Here is a 21,595-nt window from a genome sequence, read left to right on the forward strand (position 1 = left end):
GACAGATCATGTCGCCCCGATCTCTACCAGCGCTTGATCCAGAGGATAGGCGGCTTTGTCCTTGAACGCCTTAACAGGTGTGATCTGCCCTACAATACCACGATTAAACGCAATCAAATCTTCTGCAGGGACCCAGAGTTCCTCATGTGCTTTGCCTCCAGCTTGCTCGACAGGATATCGCGCTGCGGTGTCTTCATCGATTTCAAACTTGGTAACAAATCCATAATTGTCCGGTGCAGCGAGCACCGAATTCCAATCCCGCGCGATCTTTTCGGCGTAGAGTTGGGTGATCACAGGATAGAAAATGGGTTGATCAGGCAAACGAGGCGGCCAGTCACTCCAGCCACTTTCTTTGATCAGCAATAGTTCTTTGTAACCCGTGGGGCGAAATAAAATCATGCGGTATCCAGACTTGAATTGACATCATCCAAGATACGTTTCACCTCGCTGCCCTGCAATCTTTGGATATCATCCTGATATTTCAGCACCGCGCCCAAGGTATCTGCAATCACCTCTGGGCTGAGGGTGAGCACATCTAGCGCCAGCAGGCATTTGGCCCAATCAATGGTTTCAGCAACACCGGGTTTTTTGAACAGATCCTCGGTCCGCAGACGTTGAACAAAGGCCACCACCTCGCGGCTAAGGCTTTCCGCGGCTTCGGGCGCGCGGGCTTGCAAAATCTCCAGCTCGCGCTCGAAATCGGGGTAGTCGACCCAGTGATAAAGGCAGCGTCGCTTCAAGGCATCATGCACTTCGCGCGTGCGGTTGGAGGTGAGGATCACGATGGGCGGTTCCTGCGCCTGCACGGTGCCCAACTCGGGGATCGTCACCTGATAGTCGCTGAGCGCCTCTAAGAGGAACGCCTCGAACGGTTCATCGGTGCGGTCGATTTCGTCGATCAACAGTACCGGCGCGCCACCTTCCTGCGGGCGCATGGCCTGCAACAGGGGCCGTTCAATCAGGTAGTCATCGGAAAACAGCTCTGCCTTCAACGCGGTGCGATCAGCGCCCCCTGCGGCCTCTGCCGTGCGGATGGCAATCATCTGTTCGGCAAAGTTCCATTCATAGACTGCCGATGCTGCATCCAGCCCTTCATAGCATTGCAACCGGATCAACCGACGCCCCAGTGCGGCGGCGATGGCCTTGGCGATCTCGGTCTTGCCGGTGCCTGCCTCACCTTCCAGAAACAGCGGACGGCCCAGCCGCAGTGATAAAAACCCCACCGTCGCCAGCGCGCGACCACAGACATACCCCTGCCCTGCCAGTTGGTTTTGTAAATCCTCAATCGACGTCACATGTTCCATTGCCGTCCTCCCTACCGCCAAGAGATGCGCGTTCCCCGCGAAAGGTCAAGCATGGTGATCCCCCTGACCTAGATGTGATACCGCGGCGCCTGCCCCCAACGCCCAGTGTGGATCCCGTGCGACAGGCAGGCGAAAGCAGCCGTCGGACAATTGACGCACCCGTTGTGGAATTGTACACAAACAGGAAACAGACGACTAAACCATCAACAATATCAGTCGTTTCGAGAGCAGAGAGTTCCCCAGTGATCCGCATATCGGACAGAGAGGCAGGCAGATGCGAATAACGGCTGTCACCTGCGTGAAAAACGAAGGCCCGTTTCTGCTGGAATGGATTGCTTTCAACCGGCTGATCGGGGTCACCGATCACCTGTTTTATTCCAACGATTGCACCGATGGCACCGACACCATGTTGGATGCTCTGGCGGTGCGGGGCATTGTACAGCACCTGCCAAACCCCGCCGAAGGGCGCAATTACCAGATGGAGGCGTTGAAACACGCCGCCAAACAGGAAATCGTGACAGAGGCAGATTGGGTCTGGGTTGCAGATGTGGATGAGTTTTTGAACATTCACGTGGGCGATCACACGATCCCTGCCTTGGTCGAGGCTTGTGGCAATCCGCAAGCTATTTCTCTCAACTTTCAGTTTTTTGCCAGCGACGGAATTGAGGCGTTCGAAGATCGCCCGGTGATCAGCCAGTTCACCCGGTCCCACAATCCTGACCTTTGGTGCGGTGATACTGCGATCGAGGTGAAATCACTGATGCGTCATGATTTCCCGCTGCAGTATTTCGGCGCGCACCGTCCGTTTTTCCGTGAAAAACTCCCGCCGCGTAAACGGCCCAGCTGGACCGATGGATCAGGTCGCGATGTGCAGCACAAGTTTCTGGTCGCAGCCAACCCGCGCCGCATCCGCAAATTCCCCGCCCAGGGTGCGCGCCGATTTGCAACGCTGAACCACTACGCGCTGCGTTCTCTGGACAGCTATCTGGTGAAAAACGACCGTGGGGATGTGAACCGCGAAAACCGTGCGTTTGATGACACCTATTGGCGCGAACGCAATGACCCCGCATGGGAAGATACCAGCATCCAACGCTATCTGCCCGATCTGGAAGCCGCGCTGGAAGAATTGAAATCCGACCCTGAGATCAAGGCGCTGCACGATCAATCCTGCGAACTGCACCGTGCCAAGCGGGATGAGCTGCTATCGCAACCTGCCTATCAGGCAATGCGCGATCAGCTGCGCGCGGCCTCGACACTGCCCCCGCAAGAAGAAGATCTGATCAAACGTCTGGACCTGCCGGTATGAGCCGGCTGCGCGTCATCAATCTGGGATTGCCGAAAACGGGCACCACCACAGTGGCGCGCGCCCTGCGACGGGCCTGTCTGCACACAGCGGATCATCGCATTCGTGCAGGCCAGACCAAGGATGATCACCTGAAAGACGAATATGTCGCCAACCTGATCTATGAGGCCTACTACCGCACTGGCGACCCGCTGGCTTACTTGGATGAATTTGATGCCTTCAGCGAAATCAGCCTGCTGCGCGCGGGGCAATCGTTGTGGCCGCAAATGGATTTCGGCATTATCACCGCCATCCGTACCCACCACCCCGAGGCAAAGTTCTTTGCCAGCTGGCGGCCTGTGGCGGACATCTCGGATTCAATGCTCCGCTGGTCCAATCTGGGGTCGGAACGTCTGCCGGGACATGATCAACCTGGTCTACCACAGGGATATGGCGGCGCGGATCATGAGCGCCAGCGCTGGATTAGCGCGCATTATGACCACCTAGACCAGATTTTTGCTGGCAGCGATGCCTACCTGCGCCTTGATATCCGGACGAGCGCTGCACGTGCGCAACTGGCCGCATTGATCGGGCGCAAAGTGCCCTGGTGGGGCCACGCCAATCGCAACCGCACCAACCCCAAAGTAACACCCGCCACCGACGCTCAGGGCACGGACGCATCCGACCCCGACAACGATGACACCAACAAGACGGAGGCCGTCTGATGCAGATTTACCTGCACATTGGTTTGGAACAGGTGGGCGCGGCCCGCATTCAGGACGTGATGGCGCAAAAGCGCGAACAGCTGGAAAGCAAAGGCATCCTGTTTCCGCGCGGCGCAGGTGGCAAAAACCACACCCGCCTTTATATGGCGGTGACTGATCCCGATCACGTTGACACCCTGCGCTACAACCGGGGCCAGATTGATCCCGCCAAGCAGCGCGAGCTGTTTTTGGAGGTGCAGCGCGCCATTGTGCGCGATGTGGCTGCCGTGCGCCCCGACAAGCTGATCCTGTCGGCCAGCCAGTTGGGTGAATCGCTGGCGCGCCGTTCGGAAATCGAACGCATGAAAGAGTTGCTGGCCCCACTGGAGGCAGAGGTCATCGTCGTCGCCCATATCGACGAACAGGCCCGCCTACTGGCACGCCGCTATGGCGCGCAGGTGATGGAGGGGCGCGCAACCTCTCTGTCGCGTGAAATGGATATGGCGGGCACCGCCGACTGGTGGGATGACGCCCTACTGGAGGCGCATGAGATCGTGCCCGAACATGGCGAGTTTCTGGAAATCCAGCACCCGCCGTTCTGGCTGGACTACACCCGCTTGCAAGCCGAATGGGAAGCGGTCTTTGGCAAAGGATCGGTTCGGTTCCGCCCCTATGATGAGGCATTGATTTATTCGGAAAACGTCACCGATGAAATCCGCGCCATGTTTGACATCGACCAAACCATCGGTCGCGCAAATGCCGCGCCGGCGCCACAGCAGCCCGCCGCCGCATGGCTGACGCGCGGACGGATGATGAACGAATTGTTCCTGCATCTGCTGAAGAAATCGAACAAGCTGATCAACCGCCAGATGTGGCGCAAGTTCATGGCAGAGGTTGAGGTCGACGGCCCGCCGCTGGCTGCAGGCAGCCTGTCGACCATTTCGGATGGCTTCACGGCAGCCAACAAGGCGCTGATCAAGGCGCACCCCGCGCTGACCAAGGACAGTCTGAAACCCGACGCCCCCCTGCCTGACTGGGAAGAGGCTGACCCGACACGCGGGTTCCGTGCCACGCAGTATCTGTTGTCTTTCCTGCACCGGATCAACAAATTCACCCGTGAAGAGCGCGACGCAAAACAGGCGGAGCTGGACAAACTGCACGCCGCTGCGTCGTCAGCCCCCGCACCCGCACCCGCACCCGAAAAGGCAGCGCCGAAAGCTGACAAACCAAAAGCCAAGGACGGCCTGTCCGACGCCGCGCGCGCAATCATGCCGCCGCTGGCGGTGCAGAATTTTGAGAAGCTGCAAACCTCATCCTTCAAACCGCACAACGACATCGGTTTGGTCGAGGAAACCAAGCTGGGCAAGCCCTACAAGGCGATCAAACCGCGCAAGCTGAAAAAGGGCTCTACCGGCAACATCATCGTTGGCTGCATGAAAAACGAGGCCCCCTATATCGTCGAATGGGTCGCCTATCACCGTGCAATGGGGGTGGATAACTTCCTCATCTACACCAACGATTGTTCCGACGGCACCAGCGAGATTTTGGACCGCCTACAAGAGATGGGCGTGCTGCAGCATCGCAATAACGACGACTGGAAAGGCAATTCGCCCCAGCAATACGCCCTTAATCAGGCGCAAAAGGAACCAGTGCTGCAAAACGCCGATTGGATCGCGCATATTGATGTGGACGAATTTATCAACGTGCGCTGCGGCAATGGCACGCTTCAGGACTTCTTCAAGGAGGTGCCGGATGCCACCAATGTCGCGATGACATGGCGGCTGTTTGGCCACAACGATGTGCGCGCGTTGAACGATCAGTTTGTCATCGGTCAGTTCGACAAAGCCGCCCCCAAGTTTTGCCCGAAACCCCACACCGTTTGGGGATTCAAGACGATGTTCAAGAACATCGGCGCCTATGAGAAAATCTCTTGCCACCGTCCGAACAAATTGGATGACGGGTTCAAAACGAAGGTCAAATGGGTCAACGGATCGGGCAAGGATATGACCCGTGAGGCGGCTGAAAAGGGCTGGCGCAGCTCCAAGAAATCCATCGGGTATGATCTGATCCAGCTGAACCACTACGCCCTGCGCAGCGCCGAAAGCTATCTGGTCAAACGCCAGCGGGGCCGCGCCCTGCATGTGGATCGCTCGATCGGGCTCAATTACTGGATCCGCATGGACTGGTCCGATTTCACCGATGTCACCATCCAACGCAACCTGCCGCGTTTGCAGGAAGAATATGACCGGCTGATGCAGGATGACACCCTGCGCGAATGGCACAAAAAGGGCTATGCTTGGCACCAGGCTAAAGCGGCAGAGCTGCATGGCATGGATGAGTTCGAAGACCTCTACCAGCAGGCGATCAAGCTAAAACTCAGCGAGGTCGAGCGCGTGGCCTATGCGCTGGCCCTTGATATGGAGAGCTAGGCGGTGCGCGCGCTGGCGGTTCTGACCGTACGCAACGAAGGTGCCTTTCTACTGGAGTGGTTGGCCCATCACCGGATGGTCGGCTTCACTGATTTTCTCGTATTCTCCAACGACTGTCAGGATGGCACCGACCTGATGTTGGACCGTTTGCAGGACATGGGACAGCTGACCCATGTGCGCAATGATGGCCCCTATGGCAAAGGCGGCATTCAGTTTACTGCTTACAAGCTGGCGGAAAAACATCCCCTGATGCAGACCGCAGACTGGGTGATGACCTTGGACGTTGATGAATTTGTGAACATCCATGTGGGTGATCACACCCTGTCTGCGCTGCTGGACGCCCTGCCCGATGCCACCGCGATCCCGCTGACATGGCGGCTGTTTGGCAACGCGGGGCAAGCACGGTTTGTGGATGCCCCTGTCACACAGACGTTTTTCCGCGCCGCCCCCGTGGTGATGTATTGGCCATGGCGCGCGTCGATGTTCAAAACCCTTTATCGCAATGACGGCAGCTACGGCAAACTAGGCGTCCACCGCCCCCGCCAACCTGATCCCGACCGGCTGCAAGACCAACGTTGGTTTGATGGCGAGGGGCGCGAGTTGCCGCCGAAATTTGCCCGCAGCCAGATCTTTTCCCCCTTCGGGCGGTCGAACTACGCGTTGGCGCAGCTAAACCACTACCCGCTGGGCGCGATGGAAAGCTATGTGCTGAAATCCGACCGCGGCCGCGCGGTGCATGACGGCGATCAATTGGGCATGGATTATTGGGTTGAACGCAACTTCAACACCAGCGAGGATCGCAGCATAACTGCGCTTGCCCCGCAGATGCAGGCCGCCCTTGGCGCACTTAGGGCGGATGCCGATCTGGCCCGTCTGCACGATCAGGCAGTTGCATGGCGTCATGCGCGCTTTGATGCGCTGATGGACGAAGAACCCTATCGCGCACTTTTTGCCAGATTGGTGATGACACCACCCAGCCAACCTGTCAGCGAACAGGCCGCGCGGTTTCTGTTGCATCACGCCAACAAAGCCCGCAAAGCCAAATAATCTGCCTTATTGCCGCCCCATTGTGCGGCAAAAGCCCCGCTATTCCCGCCAATTCTCCGCATTTTTGCCCCAAATCAGCGGCACATTTCACCCAAAGCCCCAAGGTCCGGCCTGCATAAGTCAGGTCCAAAAGGGCCAGGTTGTTGAGGAATTGAGTGATGTTGGACGCCCCGAACCCGCTAGATACCCCGCTAAACGGTCTGAAAAAGGCTGAATGGCTGGAACGCTACCGCGAAGTGACCGAAGAAACCGGTTTCTTTCAGCCGCTAGGCAAACGCCATGTGGCTGGGTTTGTGGACGAAAAACCCATTCTGCTGGTCACCTTTGAAACGCTGGCAGGCATTCAATCCCTCTCGGAAGAAGCACAGCCGCTTGGGTGGGACTTTGCCCGTGCCCTGGGCTGGTCACACCTGTCTGTTGTCAGTGATGGCGACACCTGGTTCCGTGCGCCTGAAATTTACGGCTTCTTTGACCGTCTGATCGATGATGGTTTCTTTGAGGAATTCGATCGTGTCGTATTTTACGGCGCTGGCCCCTGTGGCTATGCCGCCGCCGCCTACTCAGTTGCCGCGCCCGGCGCACATGTTCTGGCAGTGCAACCGCAGGCCACGCTGGACCCGCGCGTCACCGAATGGGACCCACGTTTCATCGAAATGCGCCGCACCTCCTTTACCGATCGTTTCGGCTATGCGCCCGATATGATGGATGCCGCACAGCAGGGCTATATCGTTTACGATCCCCGCGAAGAATTTGACGCCATGCACGCCGCACTCTTTACCCGCCGCAATGTGACAAAACTGCGGATGCCAAACATGGGCAGCGTGCTGCAATCGGACCTGATGTCGATGGAGGTTCTCTTTCCAATGATCGAAGCAATTGGCGAGGGGCGTTTTGATGAGATGGAATTTGCGCGCCTGCTGCGGGCGCGTCGCGATTACCCGCGCTATCTGCGTGGCCTGATTGCACGTATGGACAGCGCCGAACGTCCGTGGATGACAGCGCTGATCTGTCAAAACGTGGTCAAACGCATGCACGCCCCACGTATCCAGCGCCGCTTGAACGCCCTGGAGAGTGCGGCGCGCGCCGGCAAGATCCGTATTCCCGGCGTCGAGGTTGCGCCTGAAACCGCGCCAACAACAGCCCCTGCAAAAGACGCAGAATGAATGCCCTGCCCCTAGCGTTTACACCTCTCTTTGTGTAAGCGCGGGGGCATGAGCACCACGATCACCATCCCCCGCCCCGATGACTGGCACCTGCATCTGCGCGATGGCGCGATGCTGGCCGCCGTCCTGCCCGAAACCGCCCGCGATTTTGGCCGTGCGATCATCATGCCCAATCTGGTGCCGCCGGTTGTGACCGGTGCGCAGGCTGGCGCCTACCGCGACCGCATTCTGGCGGCCCTGCCCGAAGGCATGGCGTTTGAACCGCTGATGACCCTCTACCTGACAGAGGATACAGATCCCGCAGACGTCGCCGCCGCCCATGCCAGCGGTCTGGTCAAAGCGGTGAAGCTGTATCCCGCAGGCGCCACCACCAACTCTGCATCCGGTGTGACCAACTTCGACAAGGTCCGCCCCGTGCTGGAAAAGATGGCCGAGATTGGCCTGCCCCTGTGCACTCATGGTGAGGTGACGGACAACCACATCGACATCTTTGATCGCGAAGCGGTGTTCATTGACCGCGTGCTGGACCCAATCCGCCGCAGCACGCCGGGCCTGCGGGTGGTGATGGAACATATCACCACCGCCAATGCAGCTGAGTATGTGCGCAGTCAGGACAGCGATCTGGGCGCCACGATCACCACGCACCACCTGATCATCAACCGCAACCACATTCTGGCCGGTGGGATCAAGCCGCACTACTACTGCTTGCCCGTGGCCAAACGCGAAGAACACCGTCTGGCGCTACGCGCCGCCGCCACCTCGGGCGATGCGCGTTTCTTCCTCGGCACCGACTCCGCGCCGCACACGGATGAAAACAAGCTGCAACCCTGCGGCTGCGCTGGCTGTTTCACCGCCACAAACACCATGCCGCTTCTGGCACATGTATTTGAGGAAGAGGGCAAGCTGGACAACCTCGCCAAATTCGCCAGTGAAAACGGCCCCGCCTTCTACCGCCTGCCGGTGAACGCAGGTTCGCTGACACTGGTAAAGAACGACGCTGCAACCACGTTCCCCAGCCACATCGTCAGCGAAGACGGCCCCGTCACCGTCTTCGACCCCGGTTTCCCGGTGCATTGGAAAGTGGCGTAAGTCGTCATTTGAACGAAAGGGCTGCGCCTGTCTGGGTAGGCGCAGCCCGCATTTTTTGGCATGATCTTGCAACCGAGCGCCGTTCCGAGGGGAGGCGCAATCGCGCCGCCCGTTTTGCCGGAGGCAAACCTTTGGTTTGACGGGGGCGCAACGGCGCGGCCCAACAGTGCCTGTTGGGCGGGACTAAAATCAGAAGCCTATCGTAGCCTGCGCGCAACCCCTCTCGACATCGCGGCCCTAGATCGGCTATCAGCGCGCAAGCTGCTGATCGTATCCAAAAGGTTCTGCCCAATGATCCCCACCGCCTACCCGTCGAAAGAAGAAATCGCCCGCCTCTCTGCCCGTATGCTGCTGGAAATCGGTGCGGTGAATTTCAACGCGCGTGAACCCTATACGCTGGCCTCTGGCCTGCCCTCGCCCAGCTATGTGGATTGCCGCAAACTGATCTCTTTCCCGCGCATCCGCACCACGCTGATGGACTTCCTGACCGTGACCGTCATGCGCAACGCGGGGTTTGAGGCGTTTGACAACGTCGCAGGTGGTGAAACCGCAGGTATTCCGTTTGGCGCGCTGGTTGCCGAACGCATGGCGCTGCCGATGACCTATGTGCGCAAGAAACCCAAAGGCTACGGTCGCAACGCCCGCATCGAAGGTGTGATGAGCGAAGGTCAGCGCGTTCTGCTGGTTGAGGATATGACCACCGACGGCGGTTCCAAACTGTCCTTCGTCGATGCGATCCGTGACACGGGGGCCGACTGTGGCCACACCGCAGTGATCTTCTACTACGACATCTTCCCAGAAACCACGAAACGTCTGGGCGATCACGGCGTGGAACTGCACTACCTCTGCACCTGGTGGGATGTTCTGGCCGAAGCCAAAGCGCAGAAAGCCTTTGATGAGGAAACCTTGAGCGAGGTCGAGGCCTTCCTCAACGATCCCCGCGCCTGGCAGGAAGCGAACAAGAAAGACTAAGTCTTTCGCCGCAATCATCAGCAAAGGCACGCCGATCCGCATAGGATCATCAGGCGTGCCTTTGTCACCTCTGGGACCATCCAGAACCCAGATATTGACACAGACAGCGACCACACGACAAAATGCGGTAGGAAAACGGGTTATCCCCAGCCTATTCACAGGCTAACCCCCAGAAATATACCATTTGCCGCCCCTTGGTCCCATAGCGTAGAACCTCGCCCTAGCGGGGGACATCATTCCATGAACGAAATCGCACCGATCAACCAAACCGCACCGGCTGAAATGCAGCCAGAGGCAAGTGATGCCAGCGATCCGATGCCGCATTCCATCGAGGCTGAACAGCAGCTTCTGGGCGCGGTGCTGACCAACAACGATGTCTACGACAAGATCGCGTCGATCATCACCGCGCATCATTTCTACGAACCCGTGCACCAGCGCATCTATGAGGTGGCCGCCGCACGGATCGCCAAGAACCAGCTGGCCACACCGGTCACGCTGAAGGCGTTTCTGGAAGAGGATGAGGGGCTGAAGGCCCTTGGCGGCCCCGCCTATCTGGTGCGTCTGGCGGGTGCGTCGATCTCGGCCTTTGCGGTGCGTGACTATGCGCAGATGATCTATGATCTGGCGATCCGGCGCGAGCTGATCCGCCTTGGCGGTGACATCTCGGAAAAGGCGCGCCGTGTGGACGTGGCGTCAGAGCCGAAAGAGCAGATCGTTGAGGCAGAACAAAAGCTCTACCAGCTGTCTGAACAGGGTCAAACGGAATCCGGTTTCAAATCCTTCCTGAAGGCTGTGACCGAAGCGGTGAACGTCACCAACGAGGCCTATCAGCGTGGCGGCGGCATGGCTGGTATCTCCACCGGTCTGGTGGATCTGGACAAACAGCTGGGCGGCCTGCACCCGTCGGACCTTTTGATCCTTGCCGGTCGTCCGTCGATGGGGAAAACCTCGCTTGCCACCAACATCGCGTTCAACGTGGCCAAGGCCTATAAACGCGGGTTGAAACAGGACGGCACCGAAGGCGCGATTGAAGGCGGCGTTGTCGGCTTCTTCTCGCTCGAGATGAGCGCCGAACAGCTGGCGGGTCGTGTTCTGGCCGAAGCCTCGGAAATTTCATCCCACAAAATCCGTCAGGGTGACATGACGGAGGAAGAATTCCGCCGTTTCGTGCAGGCCGCAAAAGAGCTGGAAGCCTGCCCGCTGTTCATCGACGACACGCCGGCGATCCCGATCAGCCAGCTTGCCGCCCGCGCGCGGCGCCTGAAACGGACGCATGGCCTCGACCTACTGGTGATCGACTATCTGCAGCTTTGCCGTGGTATGTCCGACAACCGTGTGAACGAAATCGCCGAGATTTCGATGGGCATGAAAGCGATCGCCAAAGAGCTGAACATCCCGGTGATTGCCCTGTCCCAGCTGTCGCGTAACGTGGAAAGCCGCGACGATAAACGCCCGCAGCTGTCGGATCTGCGTGAATCCGGGTCAATCGAACAGGATGCGGATGTGGTTATGTTCGTGTTCCGTGAGGAATACTATAAGGAACGGGAAAAACCCGGCGAGGAAGAGCTGGAAAAAATGCAGGAATGGCGCGAGGCCATGGAACGCCTGCACGCCAAAGCCGAGGTGATCGTTGGCAAACAGCGTCACGGTCCCATCGGCACGGTTGAACTGTCGTTTGAGGCGCAGTTCACCCGCTTTGGCAACCTCGTCAAAAAATGGCAGCAGGACGATCAGGGTTATCACTGATCCTGACGCATACTGGGGGGCACCGCTGTCCCCCTTTCAATGATCCCCAAATACTCAAATCGCACAGCCGCGCCACAACGCGCAGCGTTTTGATCCCTGCCATGCGCTTTCACCTTGACCCGCAACAACGGTCTGGCAAAACAGGCGCATGACAGTATCGACCCTCACCATCGACTTTGACGCGCTGATTGCCAACTGGCGGGCGCTTAATGCAAAATCCGCCGCCTCTGTGGAAACCACTGCGGTGATCAAGGCGGACGGCTATGGCCTCGGCTCGGCCAATGTGGCCAAGGCCCTGTGTCAGGCTGGCGTGCGCCGGTTCTTTGTGGCCGCCGCAGAAGAAGCAGTGCCAATCCGCGATGCAATCTGTGACGGGGCCGAGATCTGCGTCTTCTCCGGCCACGGCGCGGGCGACACCGATCTGATCCGCGATCTGGATCTGATCCCGATGCTAAATTCCACCGCGCAACTCGACCGCCACCGCTCTGCCCTACCCCATCGCGGCTATGGCGTGCAGCTCGACAGCGGCATGAACCGTCTGGGCATGGAACCTGCGGAATGGGCCGAACAACGCCAACGGGCTGAGTGTGGCGATCTGCGCTTGGTGATGTCGCATCTGGCCTGTGCGGATGAGCCGGATCATCCGATGAACGCCCAGCAACTGGCCTGTTTCAAAGAGATGACCGCAGGCGTCACCGTACCGCGCGCCCTGTCGGCCACCGGCGGCATCCTTCTGGGATCTGACTACCACTTCGACCTGGTGCGTCCGGGCATCGGCCTTTATGGCGGCTTCCCGTTTGAGGAGGCGCAGCCGGTTGTCACCGTATCGCTGCCCGTGATCCAAGTGCGCGATGTCGCGACAGGCGAAAGCGTGGGCTATGGCAACAACTGGATCGCCAAACGCCCCAGCCGCATCGCCACAGTTGCGGCGGGCTATGCGGACGGGTTGCACCGCGTGATCGGCAACGGGCTGAACGGCGCATCGCTGAACGTCTATGCGGATGGCGTGGCCTGTCCGGTGGTGGGCCGTGTGTCGATGGACCTGATCACTGTGGACGTCACCGATCTGGCTGCGGAACCTGAGGCGGTTGAGATCCTGAACGCGCAACAAACCGTGGATGATCTGGCGGATATCGCAGGCACCATCGGTTATGAAATCCTCACCTCTCTGGGACGGCGCTATGGGCGCCATTATATCGGCGGATGATCTTGCTACGTGGTCTGGGCGCCTTTGGGGCGCAGGTGCTGGCGATGCTGGCAGTGGTGGGGCGTCTGACCCTGTTTGCGCTGGAAACGGTGACCCATCTGCTGCGCCCACCGTTTTATGGCCGCGAATTTCTGAACGCCTTGGTGCAAATCGGCTGGTTGAGCCTGCCTGTGGTGGGCATGACCACACTGTTCACCGGCGGTGCGCTGGCATTGCAGATCTACGCAGGCAGCGCACGCTTTTCGGCAGAGGCTGTGGTGCCCTCCATCGTCGCCATTGGCATGGTGCGCGAACTTGGCCCTGTTCTGGGCGGTCTGATGGTGGCAGCGCGCGTTGCCAGTTCCATCGCGGCCGAAATTGCCACGATGAAAGTGACCGAACAGATTGATGCCTTGGTCACCTTGTCGACCAACCCGATGAAATACCTGACCCTGCCCCGCGTTCTGGCGGCAACGCTTGCAGTGCCCTGTCTGGTCGGCGTGGGCGATGTGATCGGCATCATGGGCGGTTATCTGGTGGGGGTGACCCGCCTTGATTTCAACGCTGCCACCTATCTGAAGGTCACCTATGATTTCCTAGAATTTGGCGATGTGATGTCCGGCCTTGTCAAAGGTGCGGTCTTTGGTTTCATCGTCGCCACCGTGGGCTGCTTTTACGGCATGCACTCTGGCCGTGGGGCGCAGGGCGTGGGTGCTGCGACCAAATCGGCGGTTGTTGCGGCCTCGGTCCTGATCTTTGCCGCGAACTACATTCTGACCGAGGTGTTTTTCTCAGCATGATCGAACTACGCGACGTTCACAAATCCTTTGGCCCCAAGCAGGTTCTGCGCGGCGCCAACCTGACGATTGCCAAGGGCAGCTCCATGGTGATCATCGGCGGGTCGGGCACCGGGAAATCGGTGCTGCTGAAATCCGTTCTGGGGCTGATCACACCGGATAGCGGCCAGATCACGCTGGATGGTCAGAACGTTGGCGTCGGCGACCGTGACGCTTTCCTTGCGCGCTTTGGCATGTTGTTTCAGGGCGCCGCCCTTTTTGACAGCCTCAGCGTCTGGCAGAACGTCGCCTTCCGTCTGATGCGCGGCAGCCTGAAACGCCCCAAGACCGAGGCCCGCGAAATCGCGATTGAGAAACTGCGCCGCGTGGGCCTGAAACCGGATGTGGCGGATTTGTTCCCGTCTGAGCTGTCCGGCGGAATGCAGAAACGTGTGGGGCTGGCGCGTGCCATCGCGGCCGAGCCAGAGATCATCTTTTTTGATGAGCCGACGACGGGCCTCGACCCGATTATGTCCGGCGTCATTAACGACCTGATCCGTGAAATTGTGGTGGAAATGGGCGCCACGGCGATGACCATCACCCACGATATGACCTCGGTTCGCGCCATTGCCGACAACGTTGCAATGCTGCATGACGGTGTGATCAAATGGACCGGACCCGTTGCAGACATGGACACATCGGGCGATCCATATTTGGATCAGTTTATCAATGGCCGCGCCGACGGCCCGATTGAGGCCGTGCGCTAAGCGCAGTCTGGGGCAAACAAAGACTTGGGGCGATACGCCCCCAAGATGAACGACCCCAGAACCAAAAGGCCGGAGAAGACGGAACAGACATGCACACCACACCGCTGATCGCAGAACTGGCCCCCGGCATGTCACCTGTTTTGTTGTCATTGATCACCCTATTGGTGATGACCCTGCCGATCATGATTGCGCTGTCAGCGCTGCTGCGCCTGCGCGAGTCGACCCCACCCCGCGCCGCATGGTCCTGCGTTATCGCAGCTGTTTTGTTGTTCCTGTCGTGGCTGGTTCCACCAACATGGATCAGCGATCCCGCCCTGCGCACCTTCCGCGATTTTGCGGCACTGGTATTTTACGGCTGGCTGCTGTTTGACTGGTTTCGCACGGGCCGTGACCATGGATGGAGTGTGATGGACGTCTTTATCATGATCTTGATCACCTGTCTGATCGCGCTGACCGGCTGGGCCGTTTTGATCTGATGCTGCGGGCGCTGAACCTTTGTCTGCTGATCCTGTTTCCCATCGCGTGGTTTGCGCCCTTGTTGCGCGCAGGGCTACTGCCGCTCTTTGGCCTCAGTGAAATCAGCGTCATCTCTGGCCTGCAGAGCCTTTGGGACAGCGACGTAGCCCTCGCTCTCCTCGTCACCTTCTTTGCGCTGTTTGCACCCTATGTGAAAACGCTGGGCTTGGCGCTGGTGCAGTTTGGCCTGCTGGATCACCGCACCCTGCCCGCGTTGACCGTATTGGGCAAACTGGCGATGGCCGATATATTCCTTATCGCGCTGTATGTGGTGGTGGTGAAAGGCGTCGGATTGGCCACGGTAGAGGTCTCGTGGGGGCTTTACCTCTTCTCCGGCTGTATCCTCCTCTCTCTCGGCCTGTCGCTGGCCGAGGGTTGGCAATCACGCCGTGGCACGCGGCGCTGAAATCCTCATTTGACGCCTGACGCCCGCTGTTGCATCAAGGCGCCATGGCCAAGCAAAACAAAACCTTCAGCTGCAGCGCCTGCGGCAGCTCTTTCACCAAATGGTCCGGTCGTTGTGACGGCTGCGGCGAATGGAACACCATTGTCGAGGATACGCCGCTCTCGGCAGGTCCCGCGTCCAAATCGCTGGGCGGGCAGCGCGGATCGGCATTGGAACTGACCGACCTGTCGACCGAGGAAGCGCCGCCGCCCCGCACCCAAAGCGGGCTAGATGAATTGGACCGCGTTCTGGGCGGTGGTCTGGTGCCGGCCAGTGCCATTCTGGTGGGCGGTGATCCGGGCATCGGTAAATCGACGCTGTTATTGCAGGCGGCGGCACGCTTTGCACAGGCGGGCCTGAAAACCATCTATGTCAGCGGCGAAGAAGCATCGGCGCAGGTGCGGATGCGGGCCCAGCGCCTTGGCCTATCGGATGCGCCGGTGAAACTGGCGGCAGAAACCAACCTGCGCAACATCCTCACCACGCTGGAGGCAGAGATGCCGCAGTTGGCCATCATCGATTCCATCCAGACCATGTGGGCCGACAATGTGGACAGCGCACCCGGCTCCGTCTCTCAGGTGCGCGCAGCGGCGCATGAGCTGACCAACTTTGCCAAGCGTAAAGGCATTTCAATTGTCATGGTCGGCCACGTCACCAAAGAGGGCCAGATCGCTGGCCCCCGCGTGGTCGAACATATGGTCGACACGGTGCTGTATTTTGAGGGCGAACGCGGCCATCAATTCCGCATCCTGCGCGCGGTGAAAAACCGTTTTGGCCCTGCAGATGAGATCGGGGTGTTTGAAATGACCGGCGGTGGGCTATCCGAGGTCATTAACCCATCGGCCCTGTTCCTGTCCGAACGCGGCGAACCATCCCCCGGATCGGTCGTCTTTTCCGGCATCGAAGGCACACGGCCTGTCTTGGTCGAGTTTCAGGCGCTGATCGCCCCCTCGCCGCATGCGCAGGCGCGGCGATCTGTTGTGGGCTGGGACGCCTCGCGTCTAGCGATGATCCTTGCGGTGCTAGAGGCGCGGTGTGGGATTCCTTTTGCGGGCCTCGACGTCTACCTGAATGTCGCGGGCGGGCTGAAAGTGCGCGAGCCTGCGGCTGATCTGGCGGTGGCCGCTGCACTGTTGTCGGCGCGCGAAGATGCGGCCTTGCCCGCTGATACCGTGGTTTTCGGTGAGATTTCGCTGTCAGGCGCCCTACGTCCCGTCGGTCAGGGCGAAAACAGGTTGAAAGAAGCGCAAAAACTTGGTTTCACCTCAGCCATCGTGCCATCCGGTGGGAAAATCACCGGCGGCGACGGTCTGACCCTGCGATCCTACGCAGATCTGACCGCATTTGTTGGTGATATTTTCGGTGCCGGATAAGGTGCCACACGCAAGAAGAACAGGGATCGGGAACGCATAATGGACGGCTTTACCATCATCGACGGCGTTGTGGCGCTGGTTATCATTCTGTCGGCGCTGCTGGCCTATTCGCGCGGCGTCGTGCGCGAAGGTCTGGCAATCGCGGGCTGGATTCTGGCCGCAGTGCTGGCCTTTATGTTTGCCCCGCAGGTGCAGCCGCTGGTGAAAGAAATCCCCGTCGTGGGTGAATTCATCGCTGACAGCTGCGAGTTGTCGATGCTGGGCGCAGCCTTTGTCGTCGCGGCACTGGTACTGGTGCTGGCGTCGCTGTTTGCACCGCTGTTTTCGTCGATGGTGCAGAAATCCATCCTCGGCGGGCTCGACCAAGGCCTCGGCTTTCTGTTCGGCGTGGTGCGCGGTGTGCTGTTGGTGGCGATCACCTTCTTTGTCTATGAAACCGTCGCCGTCGGCCAAGAGGTCGCGATGGTAGACAACAGCCGCTCGGCCAAAGTCTTAGCTTCGATGACCGGCAAGATCGAAGAGCGCGACCCCTCCGCATCGCTGGGCTGGATCACCTCGAAATACGAAGCGCTGGTCAGCAGCTGCGAACTGTAAATCAGGTCTTGGCAAACAAAAAACGGCGTCCCATGGGGCGCCGTTTTTGTTTCGATCGATCGGATCAGCTGCCTAGCGTGCCTGCACCGTGTCAAAGAAAACCCCTGACTTGGGGTTCCAATCAGGATCCATCGCAACATTGCCGATCAACATCCCAGACTCTAGGCTCAACAGCGCCTCTTCGTTGATGTCCGCCCTGTTTTCCAATCGCATCGTCGTGCGCACGACCATCACAGGATAGCGGCATTTGCCAATCTTTACCTTGGTCTTTTTGATCGGGCGTACAATATAGGTGCCGCGCCCAAACTCTTTGCCGTTGATGAGAAGTGTCATCGGCAATGTGTATTCTTTGCCCTTCACACTCAGATCCAGCGATTTCGCCTTCGCCGGTACCTTCATTTGAATGCGGCTGCTGGCGGATTTGCGATCCACTGCCATGATCCCGTTCCAATAGGCCGTTTGCACCGTCTCTGTCGCGCCACCCTTTTCCATGACGCGATCTTCGGACACGGATCCGTCCGCAGAAATCACATTCTCAACCTGGAAATGCGGCGTGTTGCGCGTCAGGGTGAACCGGTTGCCCTTGCTTAAATCAACGCAGGCCGCTGACACACTGCTCGCCGATAACGTGGCGGCAACAAAAACGGCGGAGCGCACCCAGCGGCTCTTTGTAAAAATCGACATCAAATACCTTTAATATTGGCGGAGAACTCTATCGTCCTGACCATAACAACGGTTGGGTTGACGTCAACTCTGGCCGCTGGTGCGATGTATCCCGATCCGCACAACGGCCCCTACGCTCTTTTGTGATCCTTTCATGACACAAGCGTAATGACACAGACGCCCACAATGCCTATACGGAGGCGTAACGCCAGCAATCGGATTCGGAGTATCCCCTTGTCCAAGCCCATGCCCCCCGCACACCCTTTCGATGACGACAAACTGAAGGAGGAGTGCGGTGTGTTCGGCGTTGTCGGCGTCGCTGACGCGGCCAACTTCGTTGCCCTTGGCCTGCACGCGCTGCAGCACCGTGGCCAAGAAGCCGGTGGCATCGTGTCTCACTGCCCCGAAGACGGTTTCAACAACGCCCGCCGTTTTGGCTATGTGCGTGACAACTTCACCAGCCAGTCGTTGATGAAAACCCTGCCTGGACCGCTGGCCATTGGTCACGTCCGCTACTCCACCGCCGGTTCCAAAGGGGCTGCCATCCGTGATGTGCAGCCTTTTTTTGGCGAATTTTCCATGGGCGGCGCAGCCATTGCCCACAACGGCAACATCACCAACGCCGAAGCCCTGCGCAAAGAGCTGATCGAGCGTGGTTCGATTTTCCAATCCTCCAGCGACAGTGAATGTATCATCCACCTGATGGCGCGTTCCCTGCAGCGCAACATCCCCGAACGAATGGAAGATGCGCTGCGCCGTGTCGAAGGCGCGTTCTCGGTCGTGGCCATGACCCGCACCAAACTGATCGGTGTGCGTGACCCGCTGGGCGTCCGCCCACTGGTTCTGGGTAAGGTTGGTGATGGCTGGGCGCTTAGCTCGGAAACCTGTGCGCTGGATATCATCGGTGCCGAGTTCGTCCGTGAAATTGAGCCGGGTGAAATGGTTGTCATCACCGCAGAAGGTGGCGTCGAAAGCCTGTTCCCTTTCCGCAAACAGGACAGCAAGTTCTGTATCTTTGAACATGTCTATTTCTCGCGCCCTGACAGCATCATCGGTGGCCGTTCCGTTTATGAAACCCGCCGTCAGATCGGTGTGGAACTGGCGCGCGAAGCCCCTGTCGAGGCCGATCTGGTCTGCCCCGTGCCCGACAGCGGCACCCCTGCAGCGATCGGATTTGCCGCCGAAAGCGGTATTCCCTTTGGTTTGGGCATCACCCGTAACCAATACATGGGCCGGACCTTCATCGAACCGACCGAACAGATCCGCAACATGGGTGTGCGCCTGAAACTGAACGTGAACCGTGCGCTGATCAAGGACAAGCGGGTCATTCTGGTGGACGACTCGGTTGTGCGTGGCACCACCTCGCGCAAGATCAAAGAAATGATCTTGGATGCAGGCGCCAAAGAGGTGCATTTCCGCATCGCATCGCCGCCCACCGCCTGGCCCTGTTTCTACGGCGTGGATACCCCCCAGCGCGAAAAGCTGCTGGCTGCCACCATGAGCGAAGAAGAAATGTGTCAGCATCTGGCAGTAGACAGCCTGAAGTTCATCTCGCTCAACGGGCTTTACCGCGCGGTTGGCGAAGGTGACGGACGCAACAGTGCATGCCCGCAGTATTGCGATGCCTGCTTCAGCGGTGAATATCCGGTGGCACCCACCGACATGCTGCAAAAAGGGTTCAAGCTGAAAGCGGCCGAGTAAGCCCGCGATAGATAGCTAGAGTTTTACACAAAACGGGGGCTTTGCGGCCCTCGTTTTTGTTTTGCAGTCACCAATTCGCAAGACTTCATTCCCATACTGACCTCACCCGGCACGGTTCTTGCCGATGTGTGAATGTAGCGAGTGGAGTGTTGTTTGATGTCCCTGTCCGGTCGTGCCAACCCTAGTAAGGGTCACACCAGATCGAAAGTCAGTGCGGCTGCGACGCAGCCTGATGCGCTGCCCTTTGGTCATGCGTCGCTGGTCGGTACGGTGCTGACACCGCGCGGTCCACGCGCTTATGTCCACCTCGGACAGGGACGCATTCACCGTGTCCGCCCCGGCGACCTGCTGGAAGGGGCAACCGTCAGTGCCATCCAAAACGGCGCCATCATCCTGAGCCGCGGCAGCGACAGCCGCCGGATGACCTTGCCCAGCGGATGATCGCACCGTCTGCCCTTGCAGACCTCCCCCCCACATCCTACCCTGCGCCCGACCAAATCCAATTTACCGGAGCGCCGATACAATGGCCCTGCTAGACCTTGATGCGCGATGGCGCCGTTTCAACGATCCAACGCGCCCTTGCCCCCTTTGGAACGGGCACTTTTCCGGCATTTTCGACATCGGCTTTGAACATCCGGCCAGCTGGCCCCATGCACCGCGTGGGGATGAACCCTTTGCCAAGGTGGGCGATGACCAACTGACCGCAGATCTGTGTCGTGTGGGTGATCAACGCTTTATCCGCGCGGTGATCTCGCTGGCCGTGCAGGGATCGGACGATGAGTGCCTGCACATCTCCCCTTGGGTAGAGGTCGCGCCAGAGGTGTTTTATGCCTACCTAGACAGTTTTGACGGCACCGCAGACACGCCGCCCGCGGATTGTGACGCTGTACTGACCAACCAACTGCCGGGCTTTGAGGCGGAAACAGAGGCGCCGCTGCCTGTCACTCTGCATTTCCCCAGCGCAGATGCCCGCCCAATGGCCATCAGCGCGGACTGCGATCTGGCCACCGCCCAAGAGAACGGGATCAGTTTCGACCAGCTGTTGGATATCTATGCAGCCTTCGGGCAGGACATCCGGCCGCATCTCGCGCAGGACTGACGGCTTCCCTCTTGACCTTGCCCCTAATTGATCGCACATCACCGTTATGACACAGAAAATCGCACTTATCACCGGCGCGTCCCGCGGCCTTGGCGCAGGTCTGGCAGAAGCTTTGGCGCAGACCCACCATATCGTTGCCGTGGCCCGCACCACTGGCGCACTGGAAGAGCTGGACGACCGTATTCAGGCCGCTGGCGGTCAGGCGACGCTTGCGCCAATGGACATCACCAATCCCGATGCAATGGCGCAGCTGTGCCGGTCGATCTATGACCGCTGGGGCAGTGTTGATCTGTGGGCCCACACCGCAATCCATGCCGCCCCGCTGGCACCGGCACAGTTCATTGATGCCAAGGATTGGGACAAATCCGTCAACATCAACGTCACCGCAACCGGTCGTCTGATCACCTATGTCGCGCCCCTGCTGGGTGAGGCTGGTACAGCCCTGTTCTTTGAGGATCAGCGCGGCGGGCAGAAGTTCTTTGGTGCTTATGGTGCGACCAAATCGGCGCAGATGGATCTGGCACGATCTTGGGCTGCAGAAACGGCCAACACCGGACCCAAGGTGCATTTGCTGGCCCCGAAACCGCTGGCAACAGCAAACCGCGCCCGTTTCTTCCCCGGTGAACCGCGCGATGAACTGGCGGCCCCTGCCGAAGAGGCCAAGCGCCTGCTCGCAACGCTGGATCTGGGCTAAACACCTGTGACAAGAGACACAATCGTCGCCGCGCTACAACAGCGC

At 59.1% G+C, this 21,595-nt stretch carries 22 protein-coding genes; 19 read left to right on the top strand and 3 right to left on the bottom strand.

The features are described 5' to 3' along the window. Nucleotides 1-6: 6 nt before the first annotated feature. Both TM5383_RS13805 and TM5383_RS13810 read right to left on the bottom strand, forming a co-directional pair. A complete protein-coding gene (locus TM5383_RS13805; protein ID WP_058319638.1) occupies nt 7-399 on the bottom strand; it encodes a hypothetical protein in 393 nt (130 codons plus the stop codon). Further along, nucleotides 396-1,304 carry an AAA family ATPase gene (locus TM5383_RS13810; protein ID WP_058319639.1) on the bottom strand — a complete coding sequence of 303 codons (909 nt, stop codon included), beginning with the start codon at nt 1,302-1,304 and terminating at the stop codon, nt 396-398. The genes TM5383_RS13805 and TM5383_RS13810 overlap by 4 nt, the downstream gene beginning before the upstream one ends. A gap of 274 nt (nt 1,305-1,578) precedes the next feature. On the opposite strand from TM5383_RS13810, the gene TM5383_RS13815 reads away from it, so the two are divergent. The 15 genes from TM5383_RS13815 (at nt 1,579) to TM5383_RS13885 (ending at nt 17,393) form a co-directional block, all read left to right on the top strand. After that, the gene (locus tag TM5383_RS13815) at nt 1,579-2,610 is read left to right on the top strand and encodes a glycosyltransferase family 2 protein (protein ID WP_058319640.1); all 1,032 of its coding nucleotides are present in this window, start codon (nt 1,579-1,581) and stop codon (nt 2,608-2,610) included. After that, entirely contained in the window at nt 2,607-3,311 is a 705-nt protein-coding gene (locus TM5383_RS13820; protein ID WP_076400051.1) for a sulfotransferase family protein, read from the top strand. Before TM5383_RS13815 ends, TM5383_RS13820 begins: the two co-directional genes overlap by 4 nt. Continuing rightward, nucleotides 3,311-5,719: a glycosyltransferase family 2 protein gene (locus tag TM5383_RS13825; protein WP_058319641.1), complete on the top strand. Its 2,409-nt coding sequence runs from the start codon at nt 3,311-3,313 to the stop codon at nt 5,717-5,719. Before TM5383_RS13820 ends, TM5383_RS13825 begins: the two co-directional genes overlap by 1 nt. Nucleotides 5,720-5,722: 3 nt before the next feature. Further along, entirely contained in the window at nt 5,723-6,766 is a 1,044-nt protein-coding gene (locus tag TM5383_RS13830) for a glycosyltransferase family 2 protein (RefSeq protein ID WP_058319642.1), read from the top strand. Between the two features lie 158 nt (nt 6,767-6,924). Beyond that, the gene (locus TM5383_RS13835) at nt 6,925-7,929 is read left to right on the top strand and encodes a hypothetical protein (protein ID WP_058319643.1); all 1,005 of its coding nucleotides are present in this window, start codon (nt 6,925-6,927) and stop codon (nt 7,927-7,929) included. Between the two features lie 48 nt (nt 7,930-7,977). Beyond that, on the top strand, nt 7,978-9,018 hold the full coding sequence (gene pyrC / locus TM5383_RS13840) for a dihydroorotase (RefSeq protein ID WP_058319644.1): 1,041 nt from the start codon (nt 7,978-7,980) through the stop codon (nt 9,016-9,018). A gap of 291 nt (nt 9,019-9,309) precedes the next feature. Then, nucleotides 9,310-9,990, top strand: a complete 681-nt coding sequence (locus TM5383_RS13845; protein ID WP_058319645.1) for an orotate phosphoribosyltransferase — start codon at nt 9,310-9,312, stop codon at nt 9,988-9,990. 240 nt (nt 9,991-10,230) lie between these two features. After that, nucleotides 10,231-11,736, top strand: coding sequence for a replicative DNA helicase (locus TM5383_RS13850; protein WP_058319646.1), 1,506 nt, complete (start codon nt 10,231-10,233; stop codon nt 11,734-11,736). 148 nt (nt 11,737-11,884) lie between these two features. Beyond that, a complete protein-coding gene (alr, locus tag TM5383_RS13855) occupies nt 11,885-12,943 on the top strand; it encodes an alanine racemase (protein ID WP_058319647.1) in 1,059 nt (352 codons plus the stop codon). Beyond that, nucleotides 12,940-13,722: an MlaE family ABC transporter permease gene (locus tag TM5383_RS13860; RefSeq protein ID WP_058319648.1), complete on the top strand. Its 783-nt coding sequence runs from the start codon at nt 12,940-12,942 to the stop codon at nt 13,720-13,722. The genes alr and TM5383_RS13860 overlap by 4 nt, the downstream gene beginning before the upstream one ends. After that, nucleotides 13,719-14,465: an ABC transporter ATP-binding protein gene (locus TM5383_RS13865; RefSeq protein ID WP_058319649.1), complete on the top strand. Its 747-nt coding sequence runs from the start codon at nt 13,719-13,721 to the stop codon at nt 14,463-14,465. The genes TM5383_RS13860 and TM5383_RS13865 overlap by 4 nt, the downstream gene beginning before the upstream one ends. Before the next feature lie 89 nt (nt 14,466-14,554). Further along, entirely contained in the window at nt 14,555-14,941 is a 387-nt protein-coding gene (locus TM5383_RS13870; RefSeq protein ID WP_058319650.1) for a hypothetical protein, read from the top strand. Continuing rightward, complete coding sequence (locus TM5383_RS13875) at nt 14,941-15,387, top strand: paraquat-inducible protein A (protein ID WP_058319651.1); 447 nt, start codon at nt 14,941-14,943, stop codon at nt 15,385-15,387. Before TM5383_RS13870 ends, TM5383_RS13875 begins: the two co-directional genes overlap by 1 nt. Before the next feature lie 44 nt (nt 15,388-15,431). Further along, entirely contained in the window at nt 15,432-16,799 is a 1,368-nt protein-coding gene (gene radA / locus TM5383_RS13880) for a DNA repair protein RadA (RefSeq protein WP_058319652.1), read from the top strand. A gap of 39 nt (nt 16,800-16,838) precedes the next feature. After that, nucleotides 16,839-17,393, top strand: a complete 555-nt coding sequence (locus tag TM5383_RS13885; RefSeq protein WP_058319653.1) for a CvpA family protein — start codon at nt 16,839-16,841, stop codon at nt 17,391-17,393. Nucleotides 17,394-17,465: 72 nt separating this feature from the next. On the opposite strand, the gene TM5383_RS13890 is transcribed toward TM5383_RS13885, so the two are convergent. Continuing rightward, nucleotides 17,466-18,077, bottom strand: a complete 612-nt coding sequence (locus TM5383_RS13890) for a hypothetical protein (RefSeq protein ID WP_058319654.1) — start codon at nt 18,075-18,077, stop codon at nt 17,466-17,468. 225 nt (nt 18,078-18,302) lie between these two features. Here TM5383_RS13890 and purF point away from each other — a divergent pair, with 225 nt between their 5' ends. The 4 genes from purF to TM5383_RS13910 all read left to right on the top strand — a co-directional run bounded on the left by purF (nt 18,303) and on the right by TM5383_RS13910 (nt 21,550). Continuing rightward, the gene (gene purF / locus TM5383_RS13895) at nt 18,303-19,757 is read left to right on the top strand and encodes an amidophosphoribosyltransferase (protein WP_058319655.1); all 1,455 of its coding nucleotides are present in this window, start codon (nt 18,303-18,305) and stop codon (nt 19,755-19,757) included. Between the two features lie 156 nt (nt 19,758-19,913). After that, nucleotides 19,914-20,198, top strand: a complete 285-nt coding sequence (locus TM5383_RS13900; RefSeq protein ID WP_058319656.1) for a hypothetical protein — start codon at nt 19,914-19,916, stop codon at nt 20,196-20,198. 82 nt (nt 20,199-20,280) lie between these two features. Next, a complete protein-coding gene (locus tag TM5383_RS13905; RefSeq protein ID WP_058319657.1) occupies nt 20,281-20,856 on the top strand; it encodes a DUF2199 domain-containing protein in 576 nt (191 codons plus the stop codon). Between the two features lie 46 nt (nt 20,857-20,902). Next, nucleotides 20,903-21,550, top strand: coding sequence for an SDR family NAD(P)-dependent oxidoreductase (locus TM5383_RS13910; protein ID WP_058319658.1), 648 nt, complete (start codon nt 20,903-20,905; stop codon nt 21,548-21,550). Nucleotides 21,551-21,595: the final 45 nt, after the last annotated feature.

It is taken from the genome of Thalassovita mediterranea, from assembly GCF_001458435.1.
Taxonomy (GTDB): domain Bacteria; phylum Pseudomonadota; class Alphaproteobacteria; order Rhodobacterales; family Rhodobacteraceae; genus Thalassobius; species Thalassobius mediterraneus.

Excerpts from the sequence above, each read along its gene's own strand:
- TM5383_RS13805 (WP_058319638.1), bottom strand. The coding sequence starts at position 399 with ATGATTTTATTTCGCCCCACGGGTTACAAAGAACTATTGCTGATCAAA.
- TM5383_RS13810 (WP_058319639.1), bottom strand. The coding sequence starts at position 1,304 with ATGGAACATGTGACGTCGATTGAGGATTTACAAAACCAACTGGCAGGG.
- TM5383_RS13815 (WP_058319640.1), top strand. The coding sequence starts at position 1,579 with ATGCGAATAACGGCTGTCACCTGCGTGAAAAACGAAGGCCCGTTTCTG.
- TM5383_RS13820 (WP_076400051.1), top strand. The coding sequence starts at position 2,607 with ATGAGCCGGCTGCGCGTCATCAATCTGGGATTGCCGAAAACGGGCACC.
- TM5383_RS13825 (WP_058319641.1), top strand. The coding sequence starts at position 3,311 with ATGCAGATTTACCTGCACATTGGTTTGGAACAGGTGGGCGCGGCCCGC.
- TM5383_RS13835 (WP_058319643.1), top strand. The coding sequence starts at position 6,925 with ATGTTGGACGCCCCGAACCCGCTAGATACCCCGCTAAACGGTCTGAAA.
- pyrC (WP_058319644.1), top strand. The coding sequence starts at position 7,978 with ATGAGCACCACGATCACCATCCCCCGCCCCGATGACTGGCACCTGCAT.
- TM5383_RS13845 (WP_058319645.1), top strand. The coding sequence starts at position 9,310 with ATGATCCCCACCGCCTACCCGTCGAAAGAAGAAATCGCCCGCCTCTCT.
- TM5383_RS13850 (WP_058319646.1), top strand. The coding sequence starts at position 10,231 with ATGAACGAAATCGCACCGATCAACCAAACCGCACCGGCTGAAATGCAG.
- alr (WP_058319647.1), top strand. The coding sequence starts at position 11,885 with ATGACAGTATCGACCCTCACCATCGACTTTGACGCGCTGATTGCCAAC.
- TM5383_RS13860 (WP_058319648.1), top strand. The coding sequence starts at position 12,940 with ATGATCTTGCTACGTGGTCTGGGCGCCTTTGGGGCGCAGGTGCTGGCG.
- TM5383_RS13865 (WP_058319649.1), top strand. The coding sequence starts at position 13,719 with ATGATCGAACTACGCGACGTTCACAAATCCTTTGGCCCCAAGCAGGTT.
- TM5383_RS13870 (WP_058319650.1), top strand. The coding sequence starts at position 14,555 with ATGCACACCACACCGCTGATCGCAGAACTGGCCCCCGGCATGTCACCT.
- TM5383_RS13875 (WP_058319651.1), top strand. The coding sequence starts at position 14,941 with ATGCTGCGGGCGCTGAACCTTTGTCTGCTGATCCTGTTTCCCATCGCG.
- radA (WP_058319652.1), top strand. The coding sequence starts at position 15,432 with ATGGCCAAGCAAAACAAAACCTTCAGCTGCAGCGCCTGCGGCAGCTCT.
- TM5383_RS13885 (WP_058319653.1), top strand. The coding sequence starts at position 16,839 with ATGGACGGCTTTACCATCATCGACGGCGTTGTGGCGCTGGTTATCATT.
- TM5383_RS13890 (WP_058319654.1), bottom strand. The coding sequence starts at position 18,077 with ATGTCGATTTTTACAAAGAGCCGCTGGGTGCGCTCCGCCGTTTTTGTT.
- purF (WP_058319655.1), top strand. The coding sequence starts at position 18,303 with ATGCCCCCCGCACACCCTTTCGATGACGACAAACTGAAGGAGGAGTGC.
- TM5383_RS13900 (WP_058319656.1), top strand. The coding sequence starts at position 19,914 with ATGTCCCTGTCCGGTCGTGCCAACCCTAGTAAGGGTCACACCAGATCG.
- TM5383_RS13905 (WP_058319657.1), top strand. The coding sequence starts at position 20,281 with ATGGCCCTGCTAGACCTTGATGCGCGATGGCGCCGTTTCAACGATCCA.
- TM5383_RS13910 (WP_058319658.1), top strand. The coding sequence starts at position 20,903 with ATGACACAGAAAATCGCACTTATCACCGGCGCGTCCCGCGGCCTTGGC.